Source organism: Pseudomonas rossensis, from assembly GCF_039888995.1.
GTDB lineage: Bacteria > Pseudomonadota > Gammaproteobacteria > Pseudomonadales > Pseudomonadaceae > Aquipseudomonas > Aquipseudomonas rossensis.
Genome location: NZ_JBBWCB010000055.1, coordinates 1 through 19,665 on the forward strand (window position 1 = coordinate 1; position 19,665 = coordinate 19,665).

Sequence of the window (19,665 nt, forward strand, 5' to 3'; positions counted from 1 at the left end):
GACTGGCACTAGCCATAGATGGCCCGTTTGGTTGACACACAAAACATGTGGGAGCGAGCTTGCTCGCGAAGAGGCCATCACAGTCAACATCGATGTTGAATGTAAGGCCGCCATCGCGAGCAAGCTCGCTCCCACAGGGGGCACGTGGTGTTCACGCCTTCAGTGGCGGGTTTTAAGCCTTGCGAAAATGCGGGATCACTTTCTCGCCGATGTTGCGCAGGGTCTCCAGTTGCGCCCACTGCGGCACGGTGCCCATCTGGCAGATGAACAGGATTTCGTCGGCACCGGCATCGATCAGGCGCTGCACGTAACCGATGCAATCCTCGACAGTGCCGTAGGCGTGGTTGGGGTTCATCATCGCCATGGTCGGGTCGGAGAAATCAACGCTGACTTCTTCCGAGGCGAAGCGCGACTTGATCACGCTCTGGCCGTTGCCATCGACGAAGGTGTCGTCCTTCCACTTCTCCGGGTCCGGACGCTCGCCACCGCCGTACCAGTAGCCCAACGATTCCATGAAGTAGCGCTGGCCACGAATGCCAATGCGGCGCGCCTCTTCATTGTTTTCCAACACGATCGCCGGGCACAGGGCTGCGATGTGCCGGTTGGGACGGAAGCCCACTTGTTTCTTCTCGTCGCGCTTGTCCCAGGCCTCGTGGTAGACCTCGACTTTCTTGGCGATTTCTTCCGGGCCACCGAAGCCCAACACCAGGGCGCCCATGCCGCGACCGCCGGCGTTTTTCAGCGACTCGGTGTTGGTGCAGGCCAGGTACATCGGCGGGTGCGGGTCTTGATAAGGCTTGGGATGGATCGGTCGTTTGGGGATCTGTACGAAGTCGCCGTTATGTTCGATTTCGTCCTGCACGAACATTTTCGGGATCAGGTACATCATCTCGTCGATCTGCGGCTGCAGGGTTGCCAGGTCGTAACCGAAGGTGCCGGCCTCCTGCTGGGTGCCACCCTTGCCGACGCCAAAATGCACCCGGCCTTTGGACAACAGGTCGAGGGTGGCGATGCGTTCCGCGACTTTCACCGGGTGGTTCATCGCCGGTGGCAGGCAGACCACGCCGTGGCCGATGCCGATGCGTTCGGTCTTGCCGGCGACGAAGGCCAGCATGGTTTCCGGCGCGGACATGTGCGAGTAGTTGCTCAGCGCCGTGTGCTCTACGCACCAGAAGGTGTCGAAGCCGAGCTTGTCGGCCAGCACAGCCTGCTCAACGGTATCTTCGAAAATCTTGCGGTCGCCTTCACGGCTGGAGTCCACCGTCTGGGCTTCGTAAATCAGTGAAAATTTCATGGTTGATCCTTGTGTTTATTGGATGCGCAGTCGGCGCCAGAGACCTACGCCTTGTGCCCATGCTCGGGCATCGGCGGGGCGCTCGAATCACGCAAACGGACTAGCTGACTCAAAGGGAAAAGTCAGAGAAAAAAGTCATTACTGTCCTGGCCCATGCTGACCCCGCCGAGATTCCAGGCGTACTTGGCCGGGTTGTTTGCGACGTGGGCGCGGCCGGTGTGAATGTCGCGGAATGCCCGGTTGATCGTGTGGCTGCGGAAGATGGTCGAGGCGCCGCTGTTGAACATCAGGTCGGCAACCGCTTTGGCGCACTTGTCGGCCACCAGCGCCGAGTCGTAACGCATCTTCACCCGCTCGGGCATGCTCAACGGCTCTGCGCTTTGGGCCCTTTGCATCATCAGAGCGAAGTTGCGCTGCAGGACGGTTTTGCACTCGTCGACGCAGACCATGGCGTTGGCCAGCGCGGATTGCGCGGCCGGGTCCTGGACCATTTTTCGACCGTCGTTGACCCCGACCCGCGCGCGGTTGTGCTCGACAAACTGATCCACCGCGCCCTGCAGGGCACCAATGGCCGAGGACGACACCGCGCGCACAAAAATCTGCCCGAACGGCAGGCGGAACAGCGGCGCGGTGTTCACTGCGTTACCCGGACTGTCCTGCATGAAACCGTCGAACGCCCGATGAGTGCGGTACTCCGGAACGAAGGCGTTCTCCACCAGGATGTCGTGGGAGCCGGTGGCTTCCAGGCCCATGACATTCCAGTTGTCGAGCACCTGGTAGTCGCTGCGCGGCACCAGGAACGTCCGGTAATCCGGTGCCCCGCCCGCCTCCTCTGGTGGCACCAACGCCCCCAGGAACACCCAGTCGCAATGCTTGCTGCCGGAAGAAAACCCCCAGCGCCCGCTCAGCTTGAAACCACCCTCGACCCGCTCGACCTTGCCCACCGGCATATAGGAAGAAGAGATCAGCACACTGGAGTCGGCGCCCCAGACATCCTGTGCCGCACGGTCATCGAACAGCGCCAGTTGCCAGTTATGGATCGCCACCACCCCCAGCACCCAGGCCGAGGACATGCAGCCTTCGGCGAGGGTCATCTGCACCTCGAAGAAGTCCTTGGGTTCGAGTTCATAGCCTTCCCAGCGCGATGGCTGAAGGATGCGAAAGAACCCGGCACCGTGGAAATCCTTCAGCGTTTCTTCAGGCAGCTGGCCGGCTTGCGCGGCGTTCAGGGCACGTTCACGCAAGATCGGCACCAGCTCGCGGGCACGTTGGCTCAGACGCTGGCGAATCAGGTCTTGGTTGAGCATTTTTATTGTTCTCCTCTGTTCACCCCATCCGCCGGGGCGCGCGTGCAGCGGGGCGGATGCAGCACCGGTGGTGCTCGCCTCCACAGCGGCATTCAAGCAATGCGCGCAGCAGTGGGCATCCCTCAAACGGACCATGTGGCGTTGAAGAAAAGCGAAGGATGAAAGCGAAGATCAAAAGATCGCAGCCTGCGGCAGCTCCTACAGGGGACTGCGTACAGCCGTAAGAGATTGGTCGGCAGATAAGCCGCCATCGTCGGAACGCCGCCCGGACCAAGCTCGCTCCCACAGGGGATCGGTGTTCGCCTTTCGCCTTTCGCTCCTCACCACTCAACAGGCCGAGCGTTAGCTCGCCTGCAGCCCTTGATCTTGATCCACCCGCCCCTTCGGGAGGCTGAGTGGAGGTGTTCATCTGGGGGGCAGGCGCGAAGCGCCGTTCGACGAAGTCGAACACATCGAGAGGAGGTTGAAGCGAAGCCAACCGGAGGCGATGCCCCCAGATGGACACCGGAGCGAAGGAACGCCGAGCCTAAGCGAGGGGCCGGACGCTCGGGGCGAGACCTTTGCTTCCTTTGGGGCGTTTGCCAAAGGGAGTTGCCGTAAGGGCGAAACCGTCAGCCGCCACAACCGAAGAAATGGATAAGTACTCGATCAACAAGAGCCTGGTCGGCCCGAAGGCCGCCAAGGCCTAGTCCCCTCGGACGATGTTACAGCGGGGCGTCAGAGCAAGAATCCATCGCACTCCATGCACAACGAAAGGGCTAGTGCGATGAACGACATCAATTTGAAAGCCGACATGCTCCAGGCCATGCGCCGCCTGGCCAAGTCAGTCACCATAATCAGCACCAGTAACGGCTCCGAGCGTTTCGCCATGGCCGCCACGGCAGTCGACTCCCTCAGCACCGAACCACCCTCGCTACTCATCTGCATCAACAAAACCGCTTCCCCCCATGCCGCACTGGCGACCGGCGCAGACTTCTGCGTCAACATCCTCGGCGTCGAACAACAAGACCTGGCACACCTGTGCAGCGGCGCAATCAAAGGCGAAGCACGATTCGACCGAGGCAACTGGCTGACCAGTGCCGGCGGCATTCCCTATCTGGGTGACGCCCAATCGGCAATCCTCTGCCGGCAAGACGGCCACTTCAGCTACGGCACCCACACCGTCTTCATCGGGCGCATCCTGCAAATCCACACCAGCGAAGCGATCACCCCGCTGGTCTACCTCGACGGCACCTACACCACCACCGCCAAACCCGTCCCCTCCTTCGCTGTCGCCGGCTGAGGCCTGAAAAAATGGACAGCCTGAACGGGTTGACGGCGTTGCGAGTCAGCAGCGCCGACCAGCTGCAATGGGATGATCGCTGCGACTTGCTGGTGGTCGGTTTTGGCGGCGCCGGCGCCTGTGCCGCCATCGAAGCGGCCAGTCGCGGATTGGCGGTGTTGGCGCTGGACCGCTTTGAAGGTGGCGGCGCCACCGCGCTCAGTGGCGGAGTGGTGTATGCCGGTGGCGGCACGCCGTATCAGCGCCAGGCCGGCTATGACGATAGCAGCGACGCGATGTCCAGCTACCTGCGCCAGGAAGTCGGCGAGGCTGTCAGCAGCCAAACTTTGCGGGACTTCTGCGAAGGCAGTTGTGAACAACTGGCGTGGCTTGAGCGTCAGGGTGTCGCGTTCGAATCCAGCGTGCCACCGCATAAAACTTCGTACCCGAGCGATCAGTACTACCTTTATTACTCCGGCAACGAAGCCGTGCCGGCCTATGCCGCCATTGCCAAACCGGCACCTCGCGGTCACCGCACCCAAGGCCCCGGCATGTCTGGCGCCAGCCTGTTCGCCCCGCTCAAGGCCAGCGCCTTGCGTCACGGTGCGCGCCTGCGCAGCCAGTGCGAAGTGCGGCGGCTGGTGCTCGACACCAGCGATCACGTGCTGGGGGTCGAAGCCTGGCACCTGCCGCCCGGTAGTCGCGCAGCCCGTCAACATGCCCGGCTTTCGCGCTGGGCCAGCGCCATCCACATGTACGCCCCGGCATTGGCCGACCGTTTGCGCGCTCGCTTGCGACGCATCGAACAAACCAGTGCCGAACGCCAGCTGATTCGCGCCGAACAGGGTGTGTTGCTGAGCAGCGGCGGTTTTATCTTCAATCGCGGGTGGGTCCACCAGCATGCGCCGCAGTATCTGGCCGGTTTGCCGCTGGGGACCACCGGCTGTAACGGCAGCGGAATCGCCCTGGGCCAGAGTGCCGGCGGCAGCGTGGCACGGATGGACAAGGTCAGCGCCTGGCGTTTTATCAATCCACCGCTGGCCTGGGCCCGAGGACTGATCGTCAATGCTCGCGGTCAGCGTTACGCCAACGAAGAAATCTACGGTGCGACCCTCGGCCACGCGATGGTCGAAGAGCAGGACGGCCGCGCCATTCTGATTCTCAACCGGGCGTTGGTACGCGAGGCATTACGTCAGGTCGGACCGGGCAAGGTCTGGCAATTCCAGCGCCTGCCGGTGCTGCTCAATTTGCTGTTTAACGCCCGGCGCAGCAACAGCTTGACGAGGCTGGCCACGCGTTGCGGATTGCCCGTCGAGGCCTTGCGACAGAGCGTAGAAACCTACAGCCGCGCCGCGCGGGGCGAAGTCGTTGATACGTTCGGCAAGTCGCAAGCCATGCTCGCCGATATGGACCAGGGGCCGTGGTACGCCCTCGATCTGTCATTCGCAAGCCGCCTGTTTCCCTGCCCGGTCATCACCCTTGGCGGGCTGAAAGTCTGCGAGCACAGCGGTCAGGTGCTGGACCACGCAGGTCAGCCGATCCAAGGTCTTTACAGCGCCGGCCGCAATGCAGTCGGGGTCGCTTCCAACCTTTATGTCTCCGGCCTGTCACTCGCCGATTGCATCTATTCAGGTCGCCGGGCCGCTGCCCATCTGGCCGATCAAGTCGCACTTCAAACCACACGCTCAGGAGAACAACAATGCAACGTGTAGAAGGCAAAGTCTGCATCATCACCGGCGCCGCCAGCGGCATCGGTCGCGAAGACGCCCTGCTGCTGGCCCGCGAAGGTGCCAAAGTCGTGCTGACCGATCTCAACCAAGAAGCCGGACGCCAGGTCGCCGCAGAAATCGGCAGCAATGCGCTGTTCATTCGCCACGACATTGCCAGCGAAAGCGATTGGCAACACGTGATCAAAACCACCCTGGAACACTTCGGGCGCCTCGACGTACTGGTGAACAACGCTGCGATTCTGGCCTTGGGCAGCATCGAAGACACCACGCTTGAACTGTGGCAGAAGGTGCAGAAAATCAATGGAGACGGTTACTTTCTCGGCTGCAAATACGCGATCCAGGCCATGAAGGAAACCGGCGGCGGCTCGATCATCAATATGTCGTCGGTGGCGGCCCTCGGCGCGATGCCTATGTTCTGTGCCTACTCGGCGTCCAAAGGCGCGGTGGCGGCAATGACTCGCTCGATTGCCTTGCACTGCAAGCAACAGGGCTACCGCATTCGCTGCAACAGCGTGCACCCGGATGGCGTCAACACGCCGATGACCCAGGCCTTGACCGGCGGCCAGCCGATCCCTCAGGAAGCCCTCGACCAAGACCCGATGAACCGCATGTGCGCCCCTGGGGACATTGCCAATGTGGTGCTGTTCCTCGCCACTGACGAGTCACGTTTCGTCAACGGTGCCGAGATCCGCGTCGACAACGCCCAATTGATCAGCGGGCTCTGAGGCCGAGGTGAACATGGGCACGCAACAGCAGAACCTGACACCGGCCGAATCAGCGACAGGAAGCTACTCATTGCAAGTGTGCGCGGTGATCGACGAGACCTTTGATGCGCGCTCGCTGGTGCTGGATATACCGCCAACCTTGCGTGAGCGCTTTCGTTACAAACCGGGCCAGTTCCTGAGTTTTCGCGTGCCTTGCGCCGGCAAGCTGTTGACCCGCTGTTACTCCATGGCCAGCTCGCCGCTGTCGGATGCGCTGCCCAAGGTCACGGTCAAACGGGTCGAGGGCGGTCGGGTGTCGAACTGGATGAACGAGGTCCAGGTCGGCGACTGGCTGGAGGTGTTGCCGCCAGCCGGGCATTTCTGTCTGGACGAGGAGCAATCGGTTGATAGACCGCTGGTGCTGTTCGGCGGAGGATCGGGCATTACCCCGGTGTTTTCCATACTCAAATCGACGCTGCGCAGCAGCCGGCGGCCGATCAAGTTGGTCTACGCCAACCGTGATGAAGCCTCGGTGATTTTCAAGGATGAGTTGTGTCAGTTGATCAAGGCGCATCCTGATCAACTGCACGTGGTGCACGTCCTCGACTCGGTTCAGGGTTACCTCACCGATGCCCAGGTGCGTCATCTGCTGCGCGGTTCGGCTGGCGGTGACTACTTTATCTGCGGACCGGGGCCGTTCATGGACACCGTGGAGCGCACGCTGTTGGGACTGGGCGAAGCCGCCGAACGCATCCATGTCGAAAGATTTGTATCGCCTCCGGATCCCGACGAACTACTCGCCGAAGAAACCCTGGCCCGGCTGGCTGCCCTCGGATCACTGTGCGAGGCGTTGATTGTCGAGCTCGATGGTCAGCAACACGAAATCGCTTGTCGTCCTGGCGACACCCTGCTGCAAAGTTGCAAGGCCGCAGGCCTCGACGTGCCTTCATCCTGTGAAGAAGGGTTTTGCGGAGCGTGCATGTGCGTGGTCGCGGAAGGCGAAATCCAGCTCGCGCGCAACGATGTGCTCAGCGCCAAGGAGCTGGCCGAGGGCTGGACGCTTGCGTGCCAGAGCCGTCCGACCGGTGCCCGGGTGCGGCTGAAATTCCCTGACTGAGTACGCGCTCCCCTGTAGGAGCTGTCGAGTGCAACGAGGCTGCGATCTTTTGATGTTTCAAAGACAAGATCAAAAGATCGCAGCCTCGTTGCACTCGACAGCTCCTACAGGGGGGTTCGAGAGCCACAGCATTCCCCAATTGAGACGCTCTGTCGCCATAGTCTCAACGGACGATCACCTTGACCGGGTCTGCGGTTAGACTCGGCCACAGCATTAGCCCACAACAATAAAAGAGGTGCAGTTATGGCTCGTTTGCAGAACAAGGTCGCGGTGGTTACCGGCGGCGCTTCAGGGATCGGTCTGGCCTGTGTGCGCCGCTTCGCCGCTGAAGGCGCGCAAGTGGTGGGGCTGGACATCGGCACCGCACCGGCGGATTTCCCTGGCCTGTTCATGACCCTCGATGTGCGCGATGAAGCGCAGGTCCAGCAGGTCATGCAAGAAGTCATCGGTCACTTCGGGCGCATCGACGTGCTGGTCAACGCGGCCGGCGTCGCCGACCAGGGCAGCGTGACCCAGACCACCACCGCCAACTGGCAACGGGTGATGGACATCAACCTGACGGGCAGCATGCTCACCAGCAAATACGCGCTGGAATCGATGGTGTCGCAACGCAGCGGTTCGATCATCAATGTCGGCTCGATCTTCGGCTTGCAAGGCTGCGACGGCAACGTCGCCTATAACGTCTCCAAGGGTGGCATCAACCAGCTGACCCGCTCGATGGCCATTGATTACGGCTACGCCAATATCCGCGTCAACGGCTTGTGCCCCGGCCTGATCGAAACACCGATGACCAGCATGGTCCGCGAGCAGGAAGCCTTCCACGCCTTCTTCGCCTCGCAGCACATGCTCAATCGCTCCGGGCAACCGGAAGAAGTGGCCAACGTCGCGCTGTTCCTGGCTTCAGACGAAGCATCCTTTGTCAGCGGCCAGATGATCGCCGTGGACGGTGGTTTCTCCGCCGGTCGCCGCTTCGCCCCGCCCGCCGCGTAACGTCTATCCGGCCGGGCACCCTGCCCGGCCTCTCCCCTTTTCGCACTTGTCCTCTAGCCGAGGAGGCCCCATGCCGCCTGTCGCAAACGCACTGACCATCGCCCAACTGTTCGCCAACGCTGCCCAGGCCTACGGCGACCGCCCGGCCATCGAGGATGACGGGCGCTCGATCAGCTACCGGGAACTCGACCAGCTGCGCCGCCAAGCCGCCCGCGCGCTGCTGGCAATGAACGTTCAAGCCGGGGATCAGGTGGCGATCTGGGCGCCTAATATGTGGGAATGGATCGTGGCCGCCGGTGCGCTACAAAGTGTCGGCGCAGCACTGGTGCCACTCAACACCCGCATGAAAGGCAGCGAGGCTGGTTACATCCTTCGCGAAAGCGGTGCCTGCGTGTTGTTTGCCATCGGTGAATTTCTGGGTGCCGATTACCCGCGCATGCTGGCGTCTGAAGCACTGCCGGCGCTACGGCAGATCGTCACCTTGCGCGACGGGGGGTCGGGCACGCTGGGGTGGCAAGATTTTCTCGATCTGGCGGCCGACGTGTCGCAATTGGCGCTGCAAACCCGCGAACGCAGCGTTGGCCCACAAGCACTGTCCGACCTGCTGTTCACTTCGGGGACCACCGGCAAGCCCAAAGGCGTGATGACCAACCATGGACAAAATCTGCGGGTGATACGCGACTGGAGCGAGGTGGTGGGTTTGCGTGAGGGCGATCGCTACCTGATCGTCAATCCGTTCTTCCATTCCTTCGGTTACAAGGCCGGTTGGCTGGCGGCGCTGATGCGCGGCTGCACCATCGTGCCGCAGCAGGTGTTCGATGTGCAGACAGTGCTTGAGTGCGTCGAGCGCGAACGGATCACCGTGCTGCCCGGCCCACCGACCCTCTATCAGTCATTGCTCGCCCACCCACAACGCAGCGAATTTGACCTGACGTCATTGCGGGTAGCGGTGACGGGTGCCGCGGCGATTCCGGTGGAGATGATCCGGCGCATGCGTGACGAACTGGGGTTTGCCACCATCGTCACCGCCTACGGTCTTACCGAAGTCTGCGGTTTTGCGACGATTTGCCGTCCTGGTGATTCGCCGGAGTTGGTCGCCAACACTAGCGGCCGGGCCATGCCCGGTGTGGAAATCCGCTGCGTTGGCAGCACGGGCCGCAGCCAGCCGGCCAACGTTCCCGGCGAGGTTCAGGTGCGCGGCTACAACCTGATGCAGGGTTATTTCAATGATCCGCAGGCCAGCCGGGAAGTCCTCGATGCCGACGGCTGGCTGCACACCGGGGACATCGGCGTGCTCGACGAACAGGGTTACCTGCGCATCACCGACCGCCTCAAGGATATGTTCATCACTGGAGGTTTCAACGTGTACCCGGCGGAGATCGAGCACTGTTTGCTGACCTACCCCGGCGTGGCCCAGGTCGCGGTGATCGGCATCCCCGATGAACGTCTTGGTGAAGTGGCGATGGCCTTCCTTCTGCCGGCTCCGGGCATAGAGATCGAGCAGGCCCGATTCCTCGCCTGGTGCCGCGAGCAGATGGCCAACTACAAAGTGCCGCGCCGGGTGCGAGTGCTTGAGAGCATGCCGCTCAACGCAGCGGGCAAAGTGACCAAGAATGTGTTGCGTGAGTGGGCCGGGATTGGCGCTGACTGATTGGTAACTTCATTTCTCCAGTCGAACACAATCCCTGTGGGAGCGAGCTTGCTCGCGATAGCGGCCTGACAGTCAACATAGATGTTGAATGTTATGGCCTAATCGTCGGAACGCCGCCCGGAGCAAGCTCGCTCCCACAGGGTTTTGTGTTTGACCTGCCGAATGTGGGCTAGATCACCCGTGCCGGATGCTGCTGGCGCGGGTCGCCGAGCATGGCGCGGTGGGAAGGTGGCTGGCGGCCGCCGGCTTCGCTGATGCCGTAACCGGCGGCTATTTCGGCGGTGATTAATGTCTGCCCGGAGAACGTCATCAACTGCGGGTCATTGAGCAATTCGTGAATCACCCGGCCGTTGAATTGCGGGGTTTCGGCATCCGCCAGAAAGGCCTTGTATTGCTCGCCATGTTGCTCGCCGGCTATCCGGGTGCGTTCGGTCAATTGCGGACCGAGCCATAGCGATAACGCCGCCACGCCTCGCCCCTCGAAGTCGACGGCCATGTCGGCCGCCAGTTTGTCGCAACCAGCCTTTTGCGCACCATACGCGGGGCCATGCATGTAACACCCGGCACCGAATGACGAGGTGAAACAGATCAGCCCTCGACCGGTGCGCAGCAACAACGGCGCGGCGTGATAACTGGCGATATAAGCCGAACGCAGACCAACGTCGAGGATCCGTACCAGGTCCAGCGGTTTCTCCCAGAAAGGTCCCGGTTCGATCAACTGGTCATGAATGAACGCGGCATTGTTCACCAGCAAATCCAGTTGCCCGCATTCCTTTTCAACCCGGGCGAACAGTGCCTGGACCTGCGCATCATCGGCATGATCGCAGACCACCGCGATACCCCGCCCACCCGCAGCAGTAATCGCGGCAGCCGTGTCGTTGAGTGAGCCGCGCAATGCATGCCCGTACACATTCGATCCGCCGTGCTCCGGCGCACGTCCGGTGACGAACACCGTCATGCCCGCTGCGCCAAGGGCCTGGGCGATGCCCTGACCGACCCCACGACTGGCGCCCGTCACCACGGCAACCTGTTTGCGTTGGCTATTCATTCGACACTCCTGAACAAGGTTGTGGCCGAACTGGTCTCGCTCTGACACTTGATGTGATTGGCCGCCAGGTAACCAAAGGTCATCGCCGGGCCAATGGTCGAACCGGCGCCCGGGTACGTGCGCCCCATCATCGAAGCGGCGCTGTTGCCGATGGCATACAAACCGTTGATGGGTTGCCCGTCCTCATGCAATACGCGGGCATGAACATCGGTCAGCAAACCACCCTTGGTGCCGATATCCCCGGCATCAATGCGCACGGCGTAGAACGGACCTTTGAGCAACGGCGCCAGGCAAGGATTGGGCTGCACATTCGGATCACCGTAGTAGCGATCGAACAGCGATTCACCTTTATGGAAATCTGCGTCGACACCCTGCACGGCCATGCCGTTGAAACGCTGCACCGTACTGACCAGACCGGCACCGTCGACGCCGATTTTTTCTGCCAGCGCCTGCAAACTCGCAGCCTTGTAAAAATACTCGCGCAGATGCTCGGGCAGCTGCCAATCGCGCTGGGCGTAGCCTGGAAGTAACGCGCCGCAGGGGTACTTGCGGCGGAACTCGGCGTCGAACACCATCCAGCACGGCACACTCACCGCGCCTTCGCGATTGTTGGCGTACATCGCGTAAACGATATCGGTATAGGGCGCGGCTTCGTTGACGAAGCGTTCGCCGGCAGAGTTGACCAGTACGCAGCCTGGCAAGGTCCGCTCGACGAACAGTGCACGCTGCTTTTCTTCGCCCTGGACATGGGTGGTCGGCGCCCACCAGCTATGGTCCATCAGCGCCGTGCGAGCACCGATGGCCTGGCCGGCGCGAATGCCGTCACCGGTATTGTGCGGCGGCGTGGCACTCCAGGTGGCCTGGGTCGGCTGTGGCAGATACTGCGTACGCATCGCCTGATTACGCTCGAAACCACCGGCGGCAATGATCACGCCGTAGCGTGCCTTGACGTTAAGTAACTGCCCGTCGCGACAGACGCGAGCACCGCCAACCCGATCGCCAACGATCAGCAATTCTTCCAGTGCACTGTTCAGCCAAAGGGACTTGCCGCGATCCTGCAAGGAACAGCGCAAGGCACCGATCAAGGCATTGCCAAGGGTCAGGAAGCGGTCGCGGCGTGACAGCCGCCGCCCCTCGCGGTCACGCCAGTAACGCCACATCACCCGCAGCGTCAGTCGCAACCAGCCAGGGCCACGACACAGCAGAACCTGCGCCTCTTTCATGGTCATCGCCATGCGTCCCATCATCAGTGTTCCGGGGGATGGCGCACGCATGCGCAGAAACTCTTCACCCAGTTCGGCGGCGTCAAACGGTTGCGGGTCCATGGAGCGATAACCCGGTTTTCCGCCTTCGACTTCCGGGTAGTAATCGGCATAGCGAGGCTGCGCCTCGAAACGCACGCGGGTCTGTTGCTCAAGGTATTCGACCATCTCGCGACCGTGTTCGACATAGGCTTCGATACGCCCGTCATCGATCTCGCCATGGGTCACCGCGCGGATATAGGCGATCGCTTCTTCCGCTGAATCACTACCGCCCAGAGCTTTGATCCGATGGTTGTCCGGTATCCAGATGCCGCCGCCAGACACCGCCGAGGTGCCGCCGTATTCGGCGCTCTTCTCGATCAACAGCGCATTGAGCCCCAGATCGTGGGCACGCAGCGCCGCAGTCATTCCCCCCGCTCCGGAGCCAACCACCAGTACATCGCAGCACTCATCCCATTTGATCCCGGCAGCTTTCATGCGATCACCCTTGCTCAGCGCCCATCAGGCAAAAACCGCCGCCGCCAGATCTTCGCCCGGTGCAGTCGGTCTCGGGATTGTTCGCCGCGTGCCCTGAACGGTCATCGTCCGATGGGACTAAGGCGATGGGCGCCCCAGCCCCGTGCAAATCGCTTAGTCCGCTTGGACGATGTTGCGCTCGAAAGCTGACTCCATAGTCGCCCACAGCACCAATCACCCCCTGAAATGCAGGTCGGGCAGGTCTGACCTGGGCATGAGGACGACATGATAAAAACAATAATCGCCCCACAATCGCTGCACCCTCGCGTACAGCTGGCCATGCTCTTGCTGGCTGGTGGACTGGGCAGTCAAGCCAGCGCCATGAGTTTCCAGCCGAACGAGGATTTGAGCGTCGACTGGGATACCACACTGACGTACAGCCTGGCCTGGCGGACCGACTCTCGCGATCACAAGCTCACGGCCAATGCCAACGGCAACGATGGCGACAACGCGTTCGACAAAGGCAGCCTGATCAACAACCGCACTGGTTTCCTCACCGAGGCCAACATCAAATGGCGTGAGGACTACGGGGTGTTCCTGCGTGGGACGGGGTTCTACGACAACGTTTACGACCGGGGCAACGACAACGACACGGGCACCTCGAACTGCTTCGCCGGCGGTCATTGCAACCGTCCCGACCGGTTTTCCCAGGACACCATCGATCAACACCGCAATGAACTGCGCATGCTCGATTACTACGCGTATGGCACCTGGGACATCGGTGGCCATACCTTCAACGCGCGGCTCGGCAATCAGGTGGTGAGCTGGGGTGAAAGCCTGTTCTACCCCGGCATTTCCGCTGCCCAGAGCCCGGTGGATGCGACCAAGTCGACCACTCCGGGGGTTGAGGTCAAGGAAATCCTGCTGCCCGTCGGCCAATTGTTCACGCAGTTCAGCCTGACCGACAGCCTCGACCTGCAGGCCTACTACCAATACAAATGGGAAAAAACCGAGTTGTTCGGCGTGGGTAGTTACTTCTCCACCACCGACTTCATCGACGAGGGCGGCTTCAACGACGCCAGCGGTTTCCTGACACGCCTGGGTGACGACAAGCCGAGCGACAGCGGCCAATACGGTGTGGCCCTGACCTATGCGGCAGAGTCACTGAACAACACCGAGTTCGGCCTCTACTACTCGCGCTACCACGACAAGACCCCGTCGCTGGATTTTCAGACCGACCTGGGGCGCTACCGAGTGCGCTACTTCGACAACATCGACCTGTACGGAGCGAGTTTCGCCACGGTGCTAGGCAGCGTGAGCTGGGCCGGTGAAGTCAGCTACCGCGACGGCCAGCCAGTGATGGTCGATAACGGTTTCTCAAGCCCGGTGCGCGGCAAAACCATGCAGGCGCAGACGTCGATGATCTACGTGCTTGGCCCGACATCATGGGCCGACAACACCACCCTGATCGGTGAGCTGGTCTACAACACCGTGCTCAGCAACGACAAGTCGGAACCTGTGACATTGGCCCCCGGATTCTCGCTGCCGGGCACCGAAAGTCTGGTCTATGACCGCGACGCCTTCGGTTACACGGTTCAGGCGAACTTCGATTACAACAACGTGTTCAGCGGCTGGGACATGTCGGTGCCCGTCACCTACAGCACCGCCGCCCAGCATGACAGCGCACTGGTGGGCTCGATCAACTCAGGCCAGGGCGACGACCGCGCGAGCATCGGCAGCTCGTGGCGCTATCTGGGCAACTTCACCGTTGAAGCCCGTTACAACGCCTACCTGGGCAACGCCAACAACGCCCCGTTGGCAGACCGCGACAACGTCGCCCTCAACTTCAAATACCGGTTCTGAATCCCCTGATGGAGGAGCACAGCATGTCTAGATTTACCCACACATTGTTGGGCACGGCGTTGGCCGTCAGCCTGCTCGGCAGTGGCCTGGTTCAGGCCAAAATCAGCAATGAAGAAGCCGCACGCCTGGGTCAGGACCTGACCCCGATGGGTGCCGAAAAAGCGGGCAACGCCGACGGCAGCATCCCGGCCTGGACCGGAAAATGGCGCGGCTTGCCGCCGCAGCTCAAATACGCGGGCCCTGGCACGCCGTACCCGGACCCGTACGCGGCAGAAAAGCCGATGTTCGTGATCAATGCGCAGAACATGGACAAGTACGCCGACAACCTCACCGATGGCCAAAAAGCGTTGCTTAAACGCTACCCCGCGACCTTCAACATTCCGGTGTACCCGAGCCATCGCGACTTCCGTTTCGATCAGCGCCTGGAAGACCTCGTCAAGAAAAACGCGGTCAGCGCCGAACTGGCCAACGACAACAACGACACGCAAAACGCCTGGGGCGCCTCGCCGTTCCCGATTCCAAAGAACGGTAGCGAGTTGATGTTCAACCATACGCTGGCCGGACGCGCCAACACCGAAGAGGCCAACTACGGTCAGGCCGTGGTGTACTCCAACAAGGAACGGGTACTGGAAGAGGTCAATTACAAGATCTTTTCGATCTGGTCCAGCCCGGATAAAACCCTGGAGAGCGCCAACGGCATTCTCACCAACTTCCTGATCACCACCCTGGAGCCGGTGCGCAAGAAAGGCGAGATTGTCGTCGGTCACGAGTTCATCAACCCGACCGCCTCCCCTCGCCAGGCCTGGCAGTACAGCCCGGGGCAACGTCGGGTACGTCGTGCGCCAACCGTAGGCTATGACTCACCGAGCGGCGCCGGCGGTTTTCGAGTGTATGACGAAGACCGCTTGTTCAACGGTGCACCGGATCGCTACAACTGGACCATCGTCGGCAAGAAAGAAATCTACATCCCGTACCACAACTACAAGATCGATGAGCCGGGCGTAAATACTAACCAGATACTGGCCACCACCGGTCACATCGACCCGCAATACATGCGCTACGAAAAGCATCGCGTCTGGGTGCTGCAGGCCACCCTCAAGGAAGGCGCCCGCCATATTTACGCCAAGCGTGTGTTGTACCTGGACGAGGACTCCTGGGCCGCAACCCTGGCCGACAACTACGACAGCCGCGGCGAGCTTTGGCGCACCAACATGCAAACTTCGATCTACGCCTACGAACTGCAGCGCTACCACGCTCGCCTCGGGATCTACCATGACCTGATCGCCGGCTCCTATCTGGTTGACCGTATGTTGATCGATCAAAAGCCCGCCAAGCTCAACGCCACCGCCTTCACTGAAGACGAATTCACCCCCGGCAATCTGCGCAAACTCGGCACCCGCTAAGCCCTCTGCGCCCTGACCGATTTACTCGGTCGGGGCGTTGTGCTTTTTTGAACTCGCTCATTTCACGGAAAACTCCCCATGAATAAATTGCTCACTGGCGTCATCGCCATGGCCAGCGTCGGTCTGTCGATGCAGGCCAACGCCTTGAACATCCTGTTGACCAACGACGATGGTTGCCGGGCGCCCGGCATCGATGCGATGTACCGGGCGCTGACGGCCGCCGGGCATCAGGTGACCCTCGTCGGTCCGTTGAACGACAGCAGTGGCATCAGCGCAGCCAGCGTGGTCGTGCCCGGGCAGGCGTTGGCAGTGACCGAGTTTGCGCCAGGTAAATTTTGCGTCGGCCCACCCGAGGGCTACACCCCGCCCACGGGCAAGACCTCCGCCATCGGCACTCCGGTGGATGCAGTCAATGTTGGCCTGGACGTGCTGCTCAAAGGCAATCCACCAGACCTGGTGGTGTCGGGCAGTAATTTTGGTGAAAACGTCGGCCCGCTGACGCAAATGTCCGGCACCTTGAACGCAGCGATCCGCGCAATGTTCAAGGGCATTCCGGCGGTGGCGGTGTCGACGGCCATCGACATGGACCTGATCATCCGCGACCAACAGGCCGGCTACCGCAAAACCCTCGGCGCCATGGACGACACCGCGCGGTTTGCGGTGAAGGTTATCGAGCAGGCAAGCCACGCGGGTGCTCAAGCCAAACAGGCCTGCGGAAAAAACAACCCCGACTGCGAATTGAATGTGCTCGGTTTGCCGGGTGTCAGCGGGTTGAATATCAATTACCCGGCGCTGGCGGCCAGTGACGTCAAAGGCGTGAGTGTTGCCCCGATCGGCAATTGGGATCGGGTGAACTTCACTTCTCAGCGCGGCTCCGACGGCGTGGTTCACGTCAACCTGGTCGCCCCGCCGACACCGACGGCCGCCCAGCAACAGGCCGATGCGTATCAGCTGTGGCAGGGGCATGCGGTGATCACCGTGATCGACGGCAACATGAGTGCACCCGGTGCGGTTCAGGATCAGGCGAAGGAAATGTTGCGGGGAATAAAACCTTAAGGCATGCAGAACCTCTCTGTGGGAGATTCTATGTCGCCTGCCAAACCGCTATCGCGAGCAAGCTCGCTCCCACAGGTTTTTTGCCGGTCTCGGTATTCGTGTACGACCCCAATCCCCTGTGGGAGCGAGCTTGCTCGCGATGGAGACGACACTGTTTCTGATCAAACCCAAATTGCATCCCACAGCGGATACTCGCCCAGCTTCTCTACCAACCCTGCCCGCAATGGGTTCGCAACGACATAACGGGCAAGTTTTACCAAGTCCTCATCTCGCCGCAGCGCCCGATCGTGATAACCCTGTTGCCAAAGGCCGCCTCGACGACCGGTAGACATGTTCACGGCCCGCGTACTCAATGATTTGGTTTTTTTGCATCAGTTCACTCAGTAAACACTGTTGCAATTCGATCAACCAATGAAAATGATCGGGCATGACAACCCAGGCCAAAGACTTCGCCCAGCCTTGTTCCTGTGCACTTCGAAATTGGTCGACGACCATCCTGCCCAAGCCGAAATCCTTGAAAACTGGTTCTCGGTCAAGCGTGTTGGTGGTCAATAGATAAATCCTGTTGGGTTCGGGATAGCGGCCGATGCGTAAACGATGTGAAGCGGGTAAATCAGGCATTCCTTTGCCTCTTTCATGCTGATGTCATGAGAAGGCTAGACCTGTAAATGCCTGAGGGTGAGGCAGACTTTGGGCTAAATGTGTCTGATAGATAGCCATCGTCGGAACGCCGCCCGGAGCAAGCTCGCTCCCACAGGTTATGTGTTCACTTAAGATAGCGCCCTGCGCAGGTCTGCCGCGGCATCGGACAAGGCTTGTGCAGCGCGCTCGACAAACGGTGCCATGCTGATAAACCCGTGAATCATGCCCTCGCAACGCTGCACGCGTACCGACACGCCGGCTTCCCGCAGACGCAAGGCAAACGCCTCGCCCTCATCCCGCAAAGGATCAAACTCGGCGCTGATCAGGGTGGTCGGCGGCAAGTCCGCCAACCGGTCGGCGCGCAACGGCGAGGCCAAGGGATCATCCCCCTGATCGGCATCCTGCAGGTACTGCTGCCAAAACCAGTACATCATTGCACCGGTGAGGAAATAGCCCTCGGCAAAATCCTCATAAGACTTGCTGTCGCAGCGTGCATCGGTGACCGGGTAAAACAGGCACTGATAACTGATTTTCGGCCCCTGGCGTTGCACCGCCAGCCGACTCACGGCGAGCGCCAGATTGCCCCCCGCACTGTCCCCGGCCAGCGCCAGGCGACCGCCATCAACGCCAAGTTTGGCAGCGTGCTCGACCAGCCAGCACGTGGCCGCATAACAATCGAGCGGTGCCGCCGGGAACTTGTTTTCCGGCGCCAGTCCGTAGGCGACCGACACCACCACCGCCTCCGTCAAACTGGCGAGTGAACGGCAGAGGTTGTCATGGGTGTCGAGGTTGCCCATGACAAAACCGCCTCCGTGGAAGAACACCAGCAGCGGCAGGTTATCCTGCTCCAGTGGCCGATACAGCCGCGCATCCAGTGCGCCCGCCGCGCCGGCGACCCGCAAGTTACGCACTTCGATCATCGGGTCGCCGGGGATGGCGGGCAGCAGGTTGTCGCAAAACTGCCGATATTGCTTGGCATCGAGCTGGCTGAAGTCGGGTTCCGGCAGGTCGCGAAACTGCTGGAGCACTGCGGCGATCTGCTTATCGAGCGGCATGAGCATCTCCCTCTACATCGGTCATTTGAAACTGCGGATTGGTTTCTTCCAGGATGCTTTGCATACGTCGCTCCAGCGCCGGTTTGAAACCTTTGTGAGGGAAGACCCAGAAGCGTTTTTCGGCGATGGCGGCGAACACCTGCTCCGCCAGTTCGCTCGGCGTCATGCCTTGGCGGATGCTGCTATCGAGCAGTTGACTGAATGACGAACCGGCCGCGTCCACCACTTGATTCGACGCCATGATCTCGCTGGCCACCGGCCCTGGGCACACTACCGAGACCGATACCGGCACACCGAGCATGCTCAATTCGTAGTGCAGGGTTTCCGAGAGTGCGACCACTGCCTGCTTGGTCACGTTGTACGGCGCCATCAACGGGCTGCTGAGCAAGCCCGCGAGGGACGCCGTGTTGATCACATGGGCCGCCCGCCCCTGGCGCAAAAACAGCGGGACGAAACTACGAATGCCATTGATCACACCGGTGAGGTTGACGTTGAGCATCCGCTGCCATTGCTGCGCAGTGATTTCCCAGCTGTAGCCGGTCTGCATCACTCCGGCGTTGTTGAACAGCAGATCAACCCCGCCAAAGTGCTCGAGGGCGATATCGCGCAAGCGCTCGACTTGCGCCAGATCGCCAACATCCGTGACGCAAGCAATCGCCTGCGCACCGCCCGTCTGTAGTTCATCGCACAGCGCTTGCAACCCCGGCCCATCGAGATCGGCCAGCACCAGGCGCATCCCCAGCCTTGCCGCATGTTCGGCCAAACCCCGGCCAATACCACTGGCGGCCCCGGTAATCACCGCGACCGGCCCTTGTTCATTGCTCAT

At 61.1% G+C, this 19,665-nt stretch carries 15 protein-coding genes and 1 pseudogene; 9 read left to right on the forward strand and 7 right to left on the reverse strand.

Features of this window, described 5'->3' with window-relative positions:
- Window positions 1-172 precede the first annotated feature (172 nt).
- Window positions 173-1,294, reverse strand: coding sequence for an LLM class flavin-dependent oxidoreductase (locus WLY71_RS16155; RefSeq protein ID WP_347804334.1), 1,122 nt, complete (start codon window positions 1,292-1,294; stop codon window positions 173-175).
- A 122-nt stretch (window positions 1,295-1,416) separates the two neighbouring features.
- Complete coding sequence (locus tag WLY71_RS16160) at window positions 1,417-2,601, reverse strand: acyl-CoA dehydrogenase family protein (protein WP_347804335.1); 1,185 nt, start codon at window positions 2,599-2,601, stop codon at window positions 1,417-1,419.
- A gap of 766 nt (window positions 2,602-3,367) precedes the next feature.
- Here WLY71_RS16160 and WLY71_RS16165 point away from each other — a divergent pair.
- The 6 genes from WLY71_RS16165 to WLY71_RS16190 all read left to right on the forward strand — a co-directional run bounded on the left by WLY71_RS16165 (window position 3,368) and on the right by WLY71_RS16190 (window position 10,054).
- A complete protein-coding gene (locus tag WLY71_RS16165) occupies window positions 3,368-3,883 on the forward strand; it encodes a flavin reductase family protein (protein ID WP_046049829.1) in 516 nt (171 codons plus the stop codon).
- A gap of 11 nt (window positions 3,884-3,894) precedes the next feature.
- Window positions 3,895-5,574: an FAD-binding protein gene (locus WLY71_RS16170; protein ID WP_347804336.1), complete on the forward strand. Its 1,680-nt coding sequence runs from the start codon at window positions 3,895-3,897 to the stop codon at window positions 5,572-5,574.
- A complete protein-coding gene (locus WLY71_RS16175) occupies window positions 5,562-6,317 on the forward strand; it encodes a glucose 1-dehydrogenase (protein WP_347804337.1) in 756 nt (251 codons plus the stop codon). Before WLY71_RS16170 ends, WLY71_RS16175 begins: the two co-directional genes overlap by 13 nt.
- A gap of 13 nt (window positions 6,318-6,330) precedes the next feature.
- Window positions 6,331-7,413, forward strand: coding sequence for a 2Fe-2S iron-sulfur cluster-binding protein (locus tag WLY71_RS16180; protein ID WP_347804338.1), 1,083 nt, complete (start codon window positions 6,331-6,333; stop codon window positions 7,411-7,413).
- Between the two features lie 243 nt (window positions 7,414-7,656).
- Window positions 7,657-8,403: an SDR family NAD(P)-dependent oxidoreductase gene (locus WLY71_RS16185; protein ID WP_347804339.1), complete on the forward strand. Its 747-nt coding sequence runs from the start codon at window positions 7,657-7,659 to the stop codon at window positions 8,401-8,403.
- Window positions 8,404-8,473: 70 nt separating this feature from the next.
- Window positions 8,474-10,054 carry a FadD3 family acyl-CoA ligase gene (locus WLY71_RS16190; protein ID WP_347804340.1) on the forward strand — a complete coding sequence of 527 codons (1,581 nt, stop codon included), beginning with the start codon at window positions 8,474-8,476 and terminating at the stop codon, window positions 10,052-10,054.
- A 169-nt stretch (window positions 10,055-10,223) separates the two neighbouring features.
- Here the strand turns inward: WLY71_RS16190 and WLY71_RS16195 are convergent, their stop codons facing one another.
- Window positions 10,224-11,102 (reverse strand): SDR family NAD(P)-dependent oxidoreductase, encoded by an 879-nt coding sequence (locus WLY71_RS16195; RefSeq protein ID WP_347804341.1) that lies wholly within the window; start codon window positions 11,100-11,102, stop codon window positions 10,224-10,226.
- Window positions 11,099-12,841, reverse strand: a complete 1,743-nt coding sequence (locus WLY71_RS16200) for an FAD-binding protein (protein ID WP_347804342.1) — start codon at window positions 12,839-12,841, stop codon at window positions 11,099-11,101. The genes WLY71_RS16195 and WLY71_RS16200 overlap by 4 nt, the downstream gene beginning before the upstream one ends.
- 264 nt (window positions 12,842-13,105) lie before the next feature.
- Here WLY71_RS16200 and WLY71_RS16205 point away from each other — a divergent pair, with 264 nt between their 5' ends.
- From WLY71_RS16205 to WLY71_RS16215, 3 genes are all read left to right on the forward strand, one after another.
- Window positions 13,106-14,683 (forward strand): DUF1302 domain-containing protein, encoded by a 1,578-nt coding sequence (locus WLY71_RS16205; protein ID WP_347804343.1) that lies wholly within the window; start codon window positions 13,106-13,108, stop codon window positions 14,681-14,683.
- Between the two features lie 23 nt (window positions 14,684-14,706).
- On the forward strand, window positions 14,707-16,086 hold the full coding sequence (locus WLY71_RS16210; RefSeq protein WP_347804344.1) for a DUF1329 domain-containing protein: 1,380 nt from the start codon (window positions 14,707-14,709) through the stop codon (window positions 16,084-16,086).
- Window positions 16,087-16,164: 78 nt separating this feature from the next.
- Entirely contained in the window at window positions 16,165-17,142 is a 978-nt protein-coding gene (locus tag WLY71_RS16215) for a 5'/3'-nucleotidase SurE (protein WP_347804345.1), read from the forward strand.
- Between the two features lie 161 nt (window positions 17,143-17,303).
- Here the strand turns inward: WLY71_RS16215 and WLY71_RS16220 are convergent.
- The 3 genes and pseudogenes from WLY71_RS16220 to WLY71_RS16230 all read right to left on the reverse strand — a co-directional run bounded on the left by WLY71_RS16220 (window position 17,304) and on the right by WLY71_RS16230 (window position 19,665).
- Window positions 17,304-17,763, reverse strand: a pseudogene (locus tag WLY71_RS16220) (REP-associated tyrosine transposase).
- 149 nt (window positions 17,764-17,912) lie between these two features.
- Window positions 17,913-18,839, reverse strand: coding sequence for an alpha/beta hydrolase (locus tag WLY71_RS16225; protein ID WP_347804346.1), 927 nt, complete (start codon window positions 18,837-18,839; stop codon window positions 17,913-17,915).
- Window positions 18,826-19,665, reverse strand: coding sequence for an SDR family NAD(P)-dependent oxidoreductase (locus tag WLY71_RS16230; RefSeq protein WP_347804347.1), 840 nt, complete (start codon window positions 19,663-19,665; stop codon window positions 18,826-18,828). Before WLY71_RS16230 ends, WLY71_RS16225 begins: the two co-directional genes overlap by 14 nt.